The organism is Cupriavidus sp. 05L411, from assembly GCF_056398045.1.
In genome coordinates, this window is the sequence record NZ_JBFTOQ010000020.1 from 31,047 (window position 1) to 44,369 (window position 13,323).

Genomic DNA, 13,323 nt, shown 5'->3' on the forward strand with positions numbered 1-13,323 from the left:
ATAGGGCCGCAGCCACTCAGTGTGCCTCGCTCATCCTATGCTCTGCCACCTTCGGGCTGTTCTGCCAGCCGCCGCCCAGCGCCAGGAACAGGTTGATCTGGTTGAGGGCCACCTGGCTGTCCGACGCCGCCAGTGCCGCCTCGGCCCCGGCCAGCGTGCGGTCGGCATCCAGGCTGGACAAATACGGCACGCGGCCGGACTGGTACAGCAGCCGGTGCTGGCGGGCGACTTCATTGGCGTCGTCGCGCGCCACGCGCAAGGACTGGTTGCGCTCCAGCTCGCGCGTGTAGGCGCTGAGCGCACTCTGGGTCTCCTCCAGCGCCTTGAGCACCACGCCGTCGAAGCGGGCGAGTGCCGCGTCCGCGCCGGCCTCCATGCCGTGGATGCGCGGGCGCACGCCGTTGGTGGGCAGGTTCCAGGTGATCAGCGGGCCCATGCCCCAGTGCGCGGTCGGGCCAGTGCCGAGATCGCTCAGGATGCCGCTCAGGCCGGCCGACGCCCCGATGCGGACCGAGGGGTAGAGATCGGCGGTGGCCACGCCGATCTTCGCCGTGGCCGCTGCCAGCTCGCGCTCCGCCTGGCGGATATCGGGGCGGCGCTTGAGCAGCGCGGCACCGTCGCCGACAGGCATCGCCTGGCGCAGCGTCGGCTCCTCATGACATTCGGATACGGCTTGCGGCAGCGCTGCCGGCGGCTGGCCCAGCATGACGGCGAGCCGGTAGGCCGCGCCCTCCTTCTCCGCCTTGAAACGCGGCAATGCCGCGCGCAAGGTCTCGGCCTGCGCGCGGGCGCGCAGCATGTCGGCAGGCTGGCCACGGCCGGCGGCCGCCATCTTGGCGGCGATCTCCACGCCGCGCGTCTGCAGCGCGAGCTGCTGCTGCGCCACCGCCAGCTCATGCGTGGCGGCGCAGCCCTGCACATAGGCGCGCACGGTTTGCGCGACCACGCTCACGCGCGCCATGTCCAGCGCGGCCTGGCTGGCCTGCGCGCTGGCCAGCGCGGCCTCGTCGGCGCGGGCCAGCTTGCCGAAGAAGTCCACCAGGTATGACACCGAGAACCCGACGTCGCCCAGGTTGAAGACCGGCACCTTCTCCTTGAGCAGGAAGCTCTCGCCCGCGATCTGCGCGCGTTCGGCCTTGGCGGAGAAGGCCGCCTGCGGCAGGTTTTCCGCTTCCACCTCGTGATAGATCGCCACCGCCCGGCGCAGGTTGGCGGCGGCCACGCGCAGGCTGGTATTGGCGCTGAGCGCCTGCTGCACCAGTGCATCGAGCTTGGGGTCGTCGTACAGGCGCCACCAGTCGTCCGGGACCGGCGCCACCGAGACGGCCGGGCCATCCGTGCCGAGCAAGGGACCGTTGGCCTCGGGCGCACGCACGGCCGCCTGCTCCGGCACGTGGTAGTCAGGGCCCACGGTGGTGCAGGCGAACAGCAACGGGGCCAGTGCTGGCAGCAGGGCAAGGCTGAGCTTGCTCATTGCGCGCCCGCCTCCGTGGTCTCGTCGCGCAGCACGGCGATGGTATTGCGCGGCTGGGCCACGGAGACCGTCGCCGTGCGGCCCGACACCAGCCGCACATCCGCCGGCACGTCGTCCAGCGCGATGCGCACCGGCACACGCTGCGCCAGCCGCACCCAGTTGAACGTGGGGTTCACATTGGGCAACAGGTTGGCGCCATTGCTGCGGTCGCGGTCCTCGATGCCGGCGGCGATGCTCTGCACGTGGCCGTGCAGGATCGTGCGCTCGCCCATGATGCGCACGGAGACCGGGTTGCCAATGCGGATGCCCCCCAGCTTGGTTTCTTCAAAATAGCCTTCGACGTGGAAGGAGTTCAGGTCGACCATCGACAACACCGGCCGGCCCGTAGCCACGTAGTCGCCCAGGCGCGGCAGGCGGTCGTTGAGAAAGCCGTCGACGGGGCTGGCCACCCGGGTGCGGGCGAGGTTGAGCTTGGCCAGCGCCACCGCCGCCTCCGCCTGCGCCAGCGCCGCCTCGCCCTGCTGCACCCGCGCCTGCCCTTCTTCCACCACCTCGGTGGCAACCACCTCGGACAAGGCGTGGCTGCGGGCGGCCTCCCGGCGCGCCTGCGCCAGCGTGGCGCGCTGCGCGGCGGCACTCGCCATGGCCTGTTGCAACGCCAGCTGGTAGCGGTCCTGGTCGATCACGAACAGCACCTGCCCGCGCCGCACGCGCTGGTTGTCCTTGACAAGTATCTGCGTCACCAGCCCCGAGACATCCGGCGCAACCTGCACCACGTCGGCCCGCACGTGGCCGTCGCGCGTCCATGGCGCCACGGTGTAGTAATCCCACAGATGCTTGCCGACAAAGAGCGCAGCCACGGTGGCCAGCAGGGTCAACATCACGGGGACCAGCAAACGGAACTTGAATTTCATGATTGCAGCCAGCGGGCCATGGCGGCCACGCCACCCAGCACGATGACGTAAAGGGCTAGATTGAAAAGCGACCGGTGCCAGACCAGCCGGTAAAAGCCTGCGCGCGCAAGGGCCGCACGCATGCAGGCGGTGATGACGAAGGTGAGGAACATCAACGCCAGCAAGCCGGGCACGAAGACGCCGTAGAGATCGATTTCCGCGCTTAGCATCGGGGCTCCGCGCGTAACGGGATTGGCACCGCCCGCAACGGCTGCGCCTGCGGCGCCGCGGCTTGCGGCAGTGTCTGCGCCTGCGTCGGATACAGCGTGACCCGCAACGCAATCAGCGCGCCCAGCGCACTGCGCGCATGCTCGCCGGGACTTTGCGACGCGCCGCCTTGCATGGCCACCTCGCGCAGCGCCTTGTCGATCCGCTCGGATAGCGCATCCGGCGGCGCCATCGCGTGGCCGGCCTGCAGGCGCGCACGGAAATGCAAGGCAACCGCGTTGAGCACCCTGGCCACGGCGCGGCGCGCGGCCGGGCGCTGCCCAGGCAGGCTGCGCTGCAGCGCCAGCGCGCCAAACCCGACCTGAAGCTCGGCAAAGCCATCCGAAGCCATCTTGTCGTCGCTGGCCGCAAGCCTTGGCACCAGTTGGCTGAGCCGGTCCAGCATGCGGCCGCCGAGCCTGGCGTGCTCGCCCGGCTCGCGCCGCGTGGCGGCTTGCGCCAGGTCCTTCCAGCTCGCGCGGATCAGCCGGTGCGCCGCCACGCGCGCGCCGAACGGCCGCGTCGCCATGGCCCACAAAGGCGCGAACAGCATGCCGCCGATGCTGGCCAGGCTGCCGTTGAAGGTGGTCAGGAAATTCGTGTCGTAGACGCTCTGCACATTGGCGAACGACGCCGTATTGACCGACAGCAGCATGGCGATCAGGTTGAAGCCGGGCCGCGATATCAGCATGCCGATGCCCATGTAGGGCAACGCCAGCATGCCCACCAGGGTTTCGAAGTTGTGCGCGTTCGGCACCACCAGGAACAGGTAGAACGACGATACGGCAAAGCAGAATCCGCTCCAGCGCAAGAACGAATGCGCGACCGGCCGGGGCTCCTCGATGGTGGCAAAGAAGCAGCAGGCGATGGACGCCACCGCGACCGATCCCGCGCCGTCCTCCCATCCCGAGGCGATCCACAGCATGCCCGCGCAAAACACCGCCAGGCTGGTGGAGCAGGCGTAGAACAGCAGCATGGCGTGATCGTGGTGATGCGCCCGGTCCGCGCGCTCGGCGCCGCGCCCAAGCGCGCGCTCGGATGGCGCGGCGGCGCTGGCCGCCTGGTCGCCAATGCCATGCTGCAGGGCGTGGCAGTCTTCACACAGCGCGGCCAGCGTGCGCAGCTGATCGTTGGCGGTGGCGACCAGCCCGCCATGCCAGCCCGGCGCGCGCGCATAGTCCGCCCACGGGCCCGCCTCCGGCTCCAGCGCGGGCGCGAGGCCGTCGAAGCCCGCGCGAATCCACGCAGACATGGCGGCCATATGGCGCCCCAGGCTATCGGGTATGCCCTCGGCGTGGCGCCGCAATGCCTGCAGCACGCCGGCCAGCGAGGACAGCACGGGCAGCAGCATCGTCATCCGCTCGCGCAAGGCGCGGGCGTGGCGCAGCGTGTGCGCGCTTTCCGTGTCGTAGGAGAGCTGGGTGATGAGCTGGTCCAGCGCGAGGATGTCGGCGGCCAGCCGGTGGCGGCTGCCGTGGCGCGTGGCATTGGCATCAGGATCGGCGGACAACATGTCGGTGGCCCACAGTGCCGCGTCGGCCAGCCAGGTGGCGGAGCGGGCGCGCAGAGCGGGCGCTACCTTGGCCGGGAAGACGATGGCGCCCACCATGCCGGCGCACAGGATGCCGATGACGATCTCCTCGATGCGCGCCACGGCAATGTCGAAGACTTGCGCCGGCTCACTGACCGCCGGCAGCGCCACGATCGGCAGCGTATAGGCGGCCAGCAGGAAGACATAGCTGCGCGGCGTGCGCTGCAGCAGCGAGAAATAGAGCAAGCCCCCCGTCCACAGGGCGATCGCGGCCATCAGCAACACCGGCGCATTGACCAGCAACGGCACCGTGACCACCGCGGCCGTCGCGCCCAGCACCGTGCCCGCCACGCGATAAGCGGCCTTGGAGCGGGTGGCGCCGGTCAGCGGATGAGAAACAAAATAGACGGTTGCCATGGCCCAGTAAGGGCGGGGCAAACCCAGCGCGAGCGCGATATAGAGCGCTAGCATCGAGGCGGCAAACGCCTTCAGTGAAAAGAGCCACTGTCGTGCGCTGGGCCAGCTAGCCATGACGCGAATATCCATTGGAAAGAGCGTAGGCCCGAAGTGTAGCCAACTGGCAGACATTCCTCACATGATTTAAAATTGCAAATCACATTCGCTTTTTTCATGGGAAAGGAAGCACCCAATGCCCATCGACATCCGCGCCCTGCGCTACTTCGTTGAAACCGTTCGCCTGAAAAGCTTCACCCAGGCTGCGACGTCCCTGTTCGTCACGCAATCCACCATCAGCAAGATGGTGCGGCAACTGGAAGACGAGATCGGCCAGCCACTGCTGATCCGCGAAGGCAAGCAGGTGCGGCTGACCGACGTGGGGCGCGTGGTCTACGAGCGCGGGCAGGAAGCGCTTGGCGTGGTGCACCGGCTCACGCTGGAAGTGGCCGATCTCTCCTCGCTAGGCCGTGGCCAGCTGACCGTGGGAATCCCGCCCATGGCCAACCTGTTCTTCTCGCCGGCCGTCAGCGCCTTCCGCCAGCGCTATCCCAACCTGGAGCTCAGCCTGGCAGAACATGGCGGCCATATGGTGGAGCAGCAAGTGGCCAGTGGCGAACTCGAAGTCGGCGCCACGGTACTGCCCAGGGACAGCGGCCTGGAACTGGCCACGCGCGAGTTCGCCAAATACCCGATCTGGGTCGCGGGCCCCCGCAAGGCGAGCTGGGCCAAGGGCAAGACCGTTACCCTGGCCGCGCTGCGCGACGAGCCCCTGCTGATGCTGACCGAAGACTTCTCCCTGACCCGAAAACTGCGGCAGGCCTTTCTCGACGCCCGGCTTGAGCCCCGCATCGTGGCGCAAAGCGGGCACTGGGACTTCCTCGCCTCGATGGCCGCGGCCGGGCTGGGCACGACCTTCCTGCCGCAACCGCTGCTGGACAAGCTCGATATCCGCGACAAGCTCGCCGTGGCACGGCTGACGGAGCCGGCCATGGACTGGGCGCTCGCCCATATCTGGTCGCCGGGCCGCTACCTATCGCATGCGGCGCGGGCGTGGTTTTCGGTTTGCGAGGAAGTGCTGGGGGCGTAAGCGCGGACCGGCGCGTTTGCCGCCAGTGCGGATGCGCCTCGTCAGAAATCCAGCTGGTCGGCAGCAATGCCAAGGGCGGCAGCAATCTTTCCGCGCGACGCCTTGCGCAGTTTGTCACTGCGCTCCTGCTGCGCGTATGCCGGTTGCGAGATGCCAAGACGCTCGGCAACCTCGGCCTGGGTCAAGCCCAGGTGTTCCCGCCAGGCCCGGGCGGGGCTCGCACCGCCGACGGTGCGCGTAACCACATCATGCGGCACAAGATTGCGCTCGCTCGTGTGGCTGGCCACATACTCTGCGTAGGGGATCACCACGAAGGCGGGATTCCCATCCGGCCCATTGATCACTTGGACGTTAGTAGGTGCGTTCATCGCGTTTCCTCACTTCCTGAATTTCGACGATCTTGATGCCGCCGCGAACAGAACCCGGTAGTTGCCAACCCGAAGCCTGTACCCGTAGTCGTGCTTCGTCAGGGCCTTCACGTTCTGACAATCCGGCATTGCGGCCAGATCGCCAACGGCATCCACCACAGTCCGTTGATGCTGGCGGTCCAGCTTACAGAGTTGCCTGGCTGCTTTCAGGGTCCAGTTGATCGAGTTCATGGGCACAAATTATAAGTCAATTATAAGTTTCCAGAAACAAACTCAAGCTCTCATTGAAAGAGCGCGATCATGTGCGCCTTAAGCACCGCTCCCTTGGGCCCATTTTTGGCGCACTGCTACCTCGAAAATTCCTCAAATACCACTTGCCGCAACCATTGGTTGGCCGGCTCCCGATTGTTCCTGGCGTGCCAGAGCACGTTGATCACGATATCGGGGATCTTCACCGGGCACGGCGCCGTCTCCAGCCCGAAGGGCGTTAACGTGCGCTCGGCATAGGCCTGCGGCACCACCGCGATCAGGTCGGTCGTCTGCAGGATATGGCCCACCGCCACGAAGTGCGGCACGTGCAGGCGGACCTGGCGCGGCACGCCGGCGCGCTGGATCACTTCGTCCACCATGCTGTGCCCGGTGCCTGCCGCGACGATGGCTACGTGCTCGGCACTGCTGAATGACTTGAGGGTCATGCCCTCGCGGGCCAGCGGATGGCCCTGGCGGAACAGGCAGACGTAGCGCTGGCGGAACAGCCGCCGCTGGAAGAAGCCGGCCTTGAGGTCGGGCATGAAGCCGATCGCCAGGTCCACGCGGCCGCTTTCCATTTCCTCGCGCAAGTTCACCGTGTGGTTGCGCACCGTGCTGATGGTCACGCCGGGCGCCACCTCGGACAGCCGCTTCATCAGGTCGGGCAGGAAATAGATCTCGCCGATGTCCGTCATGGCGATGGTGAAGCCGCGCGCGCTGGTGGCCGGCTCGAACACGGACTGCGCGTTGAGCGTGTTGTGGATGGCGCCGAGCGCGTAGCCGATCGGCTCCGCCAGGTTCTCCGCGAACGGCGTGGGCACCATGCCCTTGGAGGTCCGCAGGAACAGTTCGTCGCCCAGCAGCTTGCGCAGGCGATTGAGCGCGTTGCTGATGGCCGGCTGCGAAGTGCCCAGCGTTTCGGCCACGGCGGACACCCGCCTCAGGCGCAGCAGTTCATTGAACACGACCAGCAGGTTCAGGTCGATCTCCCGCAACTCCATCCCAGCCCCCTTTATCACTCACAGTGATATGACGTATCACCTTCCTTCTATTTATTAATTCTACCTTCGGCGCCAACATACGCCCATCGGCAAACGGATGCCAAGAAAAACTAGTTGGAGACGCCCCCATGGAAGTATCCATCCACCCACTGGACAGGACGCTGCACGCGCAAGCCGGCGACAACCTGCTGGACGTGCTGCGGGCCAACCAGGTGCCCATCTCGTATAGCTGCATGGCGGGGCGCTGCGGCACCTGCCGCTGCAAGGTCCTGGCCGGCCGCACCCAGGCGAGCGGCCCCGAGGATTCACGCGCGCCCATGGCCGCCGGCCAGTCCGTGCTGGCGTGCCAGACCACGCTGGTAGAGAGCTGCGCGATCGAGATCCCGGAACTCGACGAGGTCGTGGTGCATCCCGCCAGGATCCTCAAGGGCACCGTGACCGCCCTGGACGACCTGACCCATGACATCAAGCGGGTCCGCGTGGCGATTCCCAAGCCGCTCGACTTCTCGCCAGGACAGTACGCCACGCTGCAGTTCACACCGCGCCATATCCGGCCTTACTCGATGGCGGTGGCGCACGGCGCCAACGAGCTCGAATTCCATATCCGGCTGGTGCCCGACGGGCGCGTGACGTCCTATGTGGCGTCGGAACTCAAGGTTGGCGACGCCATCCGCGTTGCCGGCCCGCTGGGCACGGCGTACCTGCGGCGCAAGTTCGACGGGCCCGTGATCTGCATCGCGGGCGGCACCGGGCTGGCCCCGATCCTGTCGATCCTGCGCGGCATGCTCGATGGCGGCATGCGCAACGAGGTGCACGTGTATTTTGGCGTTCGCACGCATGCCGACCTCTATGGCCTGGAATGGCTGCACGAGCTGCAGGCGCGCCATGCGGCAATGCATGTGCACGTGGTAGTGGCATCGGCCGGCGACGGCAACGGCTACCGGGGCGGCGTGGTGACCAAGGCGGTGGCCGACGACTGGGCGCACATGCAGGGCTGGCGCGCCTACCTGGCGGGCGCCCCGGTCATGGTCGACGCCGCCTCCATCCTGCTCCGCCAAAGAGGCATGGACCCCGACCACATCCATGCCGACGCCTTCCACGCCAGCGGCGTCTGACCCGCTGAGCCCCACATTACAAACATCGCGGAGACAAACCATGCGCGAGCAAGCTGTTGTATTCAAGAAAAGAGAATGGAAGGACGAAGGCTCCAGCCGGATCCCCTTCTGGGCCTATACCGATGACGACGTCTACCGGCAGGAGCTGGAGCGCTTCTTCTACGCCGGCCACTGGTGCTATATCGGGCTGGAAGCGGAAATCCCGAACGCCGGCGACTTCAAGCGCACCGCCATCGGCGAGCGCTCGGTCATTGCCAGCCGCGCGGCGGATGGCGAGATCTACGTGGTGGAGAACGTCTGCGCGCATCGCGGCGTGCAGTTCTGCCGCGAGCGCTCCGGCAACCGCAAGGACTTCACCTGCCCCTATCACCAGTGGAACTATGACCTCAAGGGCAACCTGGTCGGCGTGCCGTTCCGGCGCGGCGTCAAACTCGACGGCAAAGTCAATGGCGGCATGCCCGCCGACTTCGACCCGAAGGCGCACGGCCTGACCAAGCTCAAGGTGGCGCGCCGCAACGGCGTGATCTTCGCCTCGTTCGACCATGAGGTGCCGGCGCTGGAGGACTATCTCGGCCCGACCATCCTGGCCTACTTCGACCGTGTCTTCGACGGCCGCAAGCTGACCATCCTCGGCTATAGCCGCCAGCAGATTCCCGGCAACTGGAAGCTGATGCAGGAGAACATCAAAGACCCGTATCACCCGGGGTTGCTGCACACGTGGTTCGTGACCTTCGGGCTCTGGCGCGCCGACAACAAGTCGGCGCTCAAGATGGACGAGCATTTCCGCCACGCCGCGATGATCTCCACGCGCGGCCAGGGCGGCAAGGGCGATGTCACCAGCGGCGTGTCCAGCTTCAAGGAGCAGATGAGCCTGCATGACGACCGCTTCCTCGACGTGGTGCAGGAACCCTGGTGGGGAGAGCCCACGGCGGTGATGATGACGCTGTTCCCCAGCGTGATCATCCAGCAGCAGGTCAACTCGGTGTCGACGCGGCATATCCAGCCCACCGGCCACGGCTCGTTCAACTTCGTGTGGACGCACTTCGGCTTCGAGGGCGACGACGCCGACATGACCCGGCGCCGGCTGCGCCAGGCCAACCTGTTCGGCCCGGCCGGCTTTGTCTCGGCCGACGACGGCGAGGTGATCGAGTTCTCCCAGCAAGGCTTCGAGCAAAAGCCGTTCCACCGGACGGTGGCGGAACTCGGCGGGCGCGAGATCGGCGACACGGACCACATGGTGACCGAGACACTGATCCGCGGGATGTACAACTACTGGCGCCGCGTGATGGAGGCCTGAGACATGCTCGACTTTGAAACCTACACGCAGGTGCTGGCGCTGTATGCGGACTACGCTAGCGCGCTGGACAACAACGAATGGGACAAATGGCCCGGCTTCTTCACCGAGGCCTGCGTCTACAAGCTCCAGCCGCGCGAGAACCACGAAGCCGGCTTTCCGCTTGCCACGCTCTCCTTCGAGAGCCGCGGCATGCTCAAGGACCGTATCTATGGCGCGACCGAGACCATCTTCCACGATCCGTACTACCAGCGGCATGTGGTCGGCATACCGCGCATCCTGAAGACCGATGCGGAGCGGATCGACGCCGAGGCCAGCTACGCCGTCTTTCGCACCAAGCCGGATGGGCAATCCACCGTGTACAACGTGGGCCGCTATATCGATGTGATCCGGCGCACCGCGGAGGGCTTGAAGTTCGAGTCCCGGCTATGTGTATTCGATAGCGAAATGATCGCCAATTCCATTATTTACCCGATTTGAGGTGTGCCATGTCGAAGCAATGGATTCAAGTGATACAGCTGGTCGCGATTCCCAAGGATGATGTCGTGGCGGTTAATGCGGGGGGCAGGGAGATCGCCCTGTATAGCGTGGACGGCGAAGTCTACGCTACGGACAACGCTTGCAGCCACGGCAACGCGCGCCTGTGCGATGGCTTTCTCGATGGGCACGAAATCGAATGCCCGCTGCATCAGGGCAAGTTCGATGTGCGCACCGGGCGGGCTATGTGTGAGCCGCTGACTAGTGATATTGAGGTTTTTGGGGTGAGGATTGAGAATGGGGAGGTGTTTGTGGAGGTATAGAGGGTGTTGCTGTTTTTTTTGAGCGGTGTTGGCATTTTGCGCCCAAGGTGCCATACGACATTGCCCTGCTGGGGGTGTCGCTGTTTACTTCGTCGGCGTTGGTTTATGCACCCAACTGCCATACGACATCCCCCTGCGGGGGCTGCCGGTCACTCTTCTTTGCGTCGGCAAAGAAGACTAACGAGAAGAAAGCCGGGGGTACGACTCACTCACATAGGTGACACTTGAGTTCAAGCACATAGGTGACAGTTTTCTACCCTGCATGGGCGACCCTGGAAGGAGACGCCCATGCCCTGGAGCGAGCTGAGACCCATGGACCAACGAATTCTGTTCATCGCAGATCACCTGCGGCGGCTCGAGAGCGTCAGCGCCCTGTGCGAGCGTTATGGCATTAGCCGGAAGACCGGCTATAAGTGGATAGAGCGGTACGGCAGCGGGGGGGGTGGCAGGCCTCGCCGAGCGCGGGCGCAATCGGCATTGCCAGGAGCGGCTGCCGGATGGGATTCGCCAGGCGATATTGTCCTGTGCCAGTGCCCCACGCCGCCACGCATTGTTGCCCTGGTTGCCGGCGAAAATTGGTCCGAGGATATGGGCGCGCGCGATGGGGCATACGAGTTGCTTGGCTCCGGCAACGCGGGATTCACAGCTACGGGAGGGCCGGTATCGGAGAGCTTCGACGAGTTGGTGATTGCGGTGAGCCCGAGCGGACCAATTGCCGATTACCCGTATTTTGTGGAAACGACAGATGGCCGCGGATTGTTCGGCCATCACCGGGTCTGATTGGCAAAAGAAGATCGCGGGACGCACTGGCATCGTCGCGTTCATGAACTATTGGAGGCGCGATGGCGAAACGGCTGGCAACGCCAGCGGCGGTCACATTGACCGGTGGAATGGGTCGCGGCTGACGATCAGCAGCACTCCCAGCGTCGTTTCAACAATCGGTCGCAGCTTGGGATGGGATGCGTTCTTTCCCGGCACCCATTATGGGTGGTCGGACCTCGGGCGATCAACGGAGATACTATTTTGGGAAATCAAGTAGGCTGGCGGCGCTTCGTTGTGACGGCAGCATTTGCCGGCGTCGGCTTGGCCAGTGTAGTCGCATGTTCCGTCATCGATGCGTACCTCTGTGAACTGTTCCTGCGCCTATGCACGCCGCGACCTGGGACATGCGTTGGAATAGACGTATGCCCTGCTGATGCACGGATGCTGTTTGGCTTGATCCTGCTGATACCCGTTCCACCGGTTCTGTTTGGCGCGTTGGGGTTCGTGCTCAGCACGCGCGTCGAGAGAACCGGCCTGCTAGCCCTGGCGTTAGTGGCAACAATTCTTACGCATTGGGCAGTAACAATCGCCGCTACCAGAATTGTTGCGCTGTAGCGGCTAGGCATTGCGTGATATGGAGAAATTTAACCAGAATAACGATCCTTACCGGAGGTTGGCGTAGCGGCATCGGGATGCTTTTCCGGTTTCGTCGTACCGCCCCGAGTTCTACCAGCCTCATGCCGTTACCAGTTCGAATGACCACGTTCGTGCAGACGACTCTGGTCTCGCGGTACGACCCCGGTAGCAGAATCCTTGCCCATTCACGACACATCACGTCGTGATGGTTTCGTGGTGGGGCGGACGCGGTGGTGAAGCCCTCAGACTCTTCAATACGGTGCCACCACGCCCACGAAGAAACCGGCATCGCTTGCAACTTTGTGGCTGGCCACTACGCGAGCGAATGACGGCTTGAATTGAGAGATTCCCGCTGCGCCTTCACTCCACGGCAATCGACGCGCTCTTGATCAGCGCCTGGCTCCGGCCCAGTTCGTCGCGGATGAGACGGGCCGTCTCTTCGCCATTGCCGTTCTTCACGACAAAGCCCTGCGCGGCGAACAGCTCCCGCGCCTTGGGCGCGGCCAGCGCCTTGACCAGCGCCTGCTGTAGCCGCGCGGCGACGTCCTTGGGCAGCCCGGCGGGACCGACCAGCGCGATCCAGGCATCGTAGGCATAGTCCTTGACGCCCGATTCCGCCAGGGTCGGCACCGCCGGCAGGCTGTCGAGCCGCGCCGGCGTACTGACCGCCAGCGCCCGCAGCTTGCCGGCCTTGATCTGCGGCAGGGCGGACGGCGTGGCCAGGAAAGCGGCATTGATCTGTCCGCCGAGCACATCGGTCATCAACGTGTTCACGCCCTTGTAGGGTACGTGCAGCATATCGATGCCGGCCTTCGATTTAAGCAGCTCGCCCGCCAGATGCAGCACGCTGCCTTTGCCTGACGAACCGTAGCTCAGGCTGCCCGGATGCGCCCGCGCCGCCGCAACCAGTTCCTGCACGGTCTTGTACGGCGAGCCCGCACCCACCACCAGCACCAGCGGGGTGGTGCCGATCAGCCCCACGGCAGTGATGTCCTTCACGCTGTCATAGGGAATATTGCGGTACAGGCCTGGGTTGATGGCATGGTTGGACGACACCACCGCAAGCGTGTAACCGTCCGCAGCGGCGGATACGAGTTGCCGCGTGCCGGGGATGCCCGCCGCACCGGGAAGGTTCTCCACGTAAAACGGTTGCCCGAGGTCCTGGCCCATGCCCTCGGCCACCACGCGCGCCACCACGTCGGCGGTGGAACCCGGCGAGTTCGGCACGATCAGGCGCACGGTCTTGGCGGGATACTTGTCCGCAGCTTGCGCTGCGTGCGCGCCGACGGCGGGGAATGCGATGGCGGCGACGGCAAGCAGCCGCCCCGCCGCGCGCAGGACGCGCGAGGTATTGGGGAACATCGTTGTCTCCTGTGGATGGCTGCCGGGA

General features: G+C 65.4%; 14 protein-coding genes and 1 pseudogene. 7 read left to right on the plus strand and 8 right to left on the minus strand.

What is annotated here, in order from left to right:
- Positions 1-16: 16 nt before the first annotated feature.
- From AC1DQR_RS22805 to AC1DQR_RS22820, 4 genes are read right to left on the minus strand one after another with little or no spacing between them, the layout of a single operon-like run.
- On the minus strand, positions 17-1,474 hold the full coding sequence (locus AC1DQR_RS22805; protein ID WP_416050755.1) for an efflux transporter outer membrane subunit: 1,458 nt from the start codon (positions 1,472-1,474) through the stop codon (positions 17-19).
- Complete coding sequence (locus AC1DQR_RS22810) at positions 1,471-2,388, minus strand: efflux RND transporter periplasmic adaptor subunit (RefSeq protein ID WP_416050756.1); 918 nt, start codon at positions 2,386-2,388, stop codon at positions 1,471-1,473. The genes AC1DQR_RS22805 and AC1DQR_RS22810 overlap by 4 nt, the downstream gene beginning before the upstream one ends.
- The gene (locus AC1DQR_RS22815) at positions 2,385-2,597 is read right to left on the minus strand and encodes a DUF1656 domain-containing protein (protein ID WP_416050757.1); all 213 of its coding nucleotides are present in this window, start codon (positions 2,595-2,597) and stop codon (positions 2,385-2,387) included. The genes AC1DQR_RS22810 and AC1DQR_RS22815 overlap by 4 nt, the downstream gene beginning before the upstream one ends.
- Positions 2,591-4,696, minus strand: coding sequence for an FUSC family protein (locus tag AC1DQR_RS22820; RefSeq protein WP_416050758.1), 2,106 nt, complete (start codon positions 4,694-4,696; stop codon positions 2,591-2,593). Before AC1DQR_RS22820 ends, AC1DQR_RS22815 begins: the two co-directional genes overlap by 7 nt.
- 118 nt (positions 4,697-4,814) lie before the next feature.
- On the opposite strand from AC1DQR_RS22820, the gene AC1DQR_RS22825 reads away from it, so the two are divergent.
- Positions 4,815-5,708, plus strand: a complete 894-nt coding sequence (locus tag AC1DQR_RS22825) for a LysR family transcriptional regulator (RefSeq protein ID WP_174424635.1) — start codon at positions 4,815-4,817, stop codon at positions 5,706-5,708.
- A 41-nt stretch (positions 5,709-5,749) separates the two neighbouring features.
- On the opposite strand, the gene AC1DQR_RS22830 is transcribed toward AC1DQR_RS22825, so the two are convergent.
- The 3 genes and pseudogenes from AC1DQR_RS22830 to AC1DQR_RS22840 all read right to left on the minus strand — a co-directional run bounded on the left by AC1DQR_RS22830 (position 5,750) and on the right by AC1DQR_RS22840 (position 7,326).
- Entirely contained in the window at positions 5,750-6,076 is a 327-nt protein-coding gene (locus AC1DQR_RS22830; RefSeq protein ID WP_477133847.1) for a helix-turn-helix domain-containing protein, read from the minus strand.
- A pseudogene (locus AC1DQR_RS22835) lies at positions 6,060-6,307 on the minus strand (type II toxin-antitoxin system RelE family toxin). The gene AC1DQR_RS22830 and the pseudogene AC1DQR_RS22835 overlap by 17 nt, the downstream one beginning before the upstream one ends.
- Before the next feature lie 116 nt (positions 6,308-6,423).
- Positions 6,424-7,326 (minus strand): LysR family transcriptional regulator, encoded by a 903-nt coding sequence (locus AC1DQR_RS22840; RefSeq protein ID WP_253929061.1) that lies wholly within the window; start codon positions 7,324-7,326, stop codon positions 6,424-6,426.
- Positions 7,327-7,454: 128 nt separating this feature from the next.
- On the opposite strand from AC1DQR_RS22840, the gene AC1DQR_RS22845 reads away from it, so the two are divergent.
- The 6 genes from AC1DQR_RS22845 (at position 7,455) to AC1DQR_RS22870 (ending at position 11,574) form a co-directional block, all read left to right on the plus strand.
- Positions 7,455-8,441 carry a 2Fe-2S iron-sulfur cluster-binding protein gene (locus AC1DQR_RS22845; RefSeq protein WP_416050761.1) on the plus strand — a complete coding sequence of 329 codons (987 nt, stop codon included), beginning with the start codon at positions 7,455-7,457 and terminating at the stop codon, positions 8,439-8,441.
- A 40-nt stretch (positions 8,442-8,481) separates the two neighbouring features.
- Positions 8,482-9,738: an aromatic ring-hydroxylating dioxygenase subunit alpha gene (locus tag AC1DQR_RS22850; protein WP_174424631.1), complete on the plus strand. Its 1,257-nt coding sequence runs from the start codon at positions 8,482-8,484 to the stop codon at positions 9,736-9,738.
- A 3-nt stretch (positions 9,739-9,741) separates the two neighbouring features.
- Positions 9,742-10,215 (plus strand): aromatic-ring-hydroxylating dioxygenase subunit beta, encoded by a 474-nt coding sequence (locus AC1DQR_RS22855; protein ID WP_416050762.1) that lies wholly within the window; start codon positions 9,742-9,744, stop codon positions 10,213-10,215.
- An 8-nt stretch (positions 10,216-10,223) separates the two neighbouring features.
- On the plus strand, positions 10,224-10,535 hold the full coding sequence (locus AC1DQR_RS22860; protein WP_416050763.1) for a non-heme iron oxygenase ferredoxin subunit: 312 nt from the start codon (positions 10,224-10,226) through the stop codon (positions 10,533-10,535).
- Positions 10,536-10,823: 288 nt separating this feature from the next.
- Entirely contained in the window at positions 10,824-11,315 is a 492-nt protein-coding gene (locus tag AC1DQR_RS22865) for a helix-turn-helix domain-containing protein (RefSeq protein ID WP_477133848.1), read from the plus strand.
- On the plus strand, positions 11,281-11,574 hold the full coding sequence (locus AC1DQR_RS22870) for a T6SS effector amidase Tae4 family protein (protein WP_477133849.1): 294 nt from the start codon (positions 11,281-11,283) through the stop codon (positions 11,572-11,574). The genes AC1DQR_RS22865 and AC1DQR_RS22870 overlap by 35 nt, the downstream gene beginning before the upstream one ends.
- A gap of 719 nt (positions 11,575-12,293) precedes the next feature.
- Here the strand turns inward: AC1DQR_RS22870 and AC1DQR_RS22875 are convergent.
- Positions 12,294-13,295, minus strand: coding sequence for a Bug family tripartite tricarboxylate transporter substrate binding protein (locus AC1DQR_RS22875; RefSeq protein WP_416050765.1), 1,002 nt, complete (start codon positions 13,293-13,295; stop codon positions 12,294-12,296).
- Between the last annotated feature and the right edge of the window lie 28 nt (positions 13,296-13,323).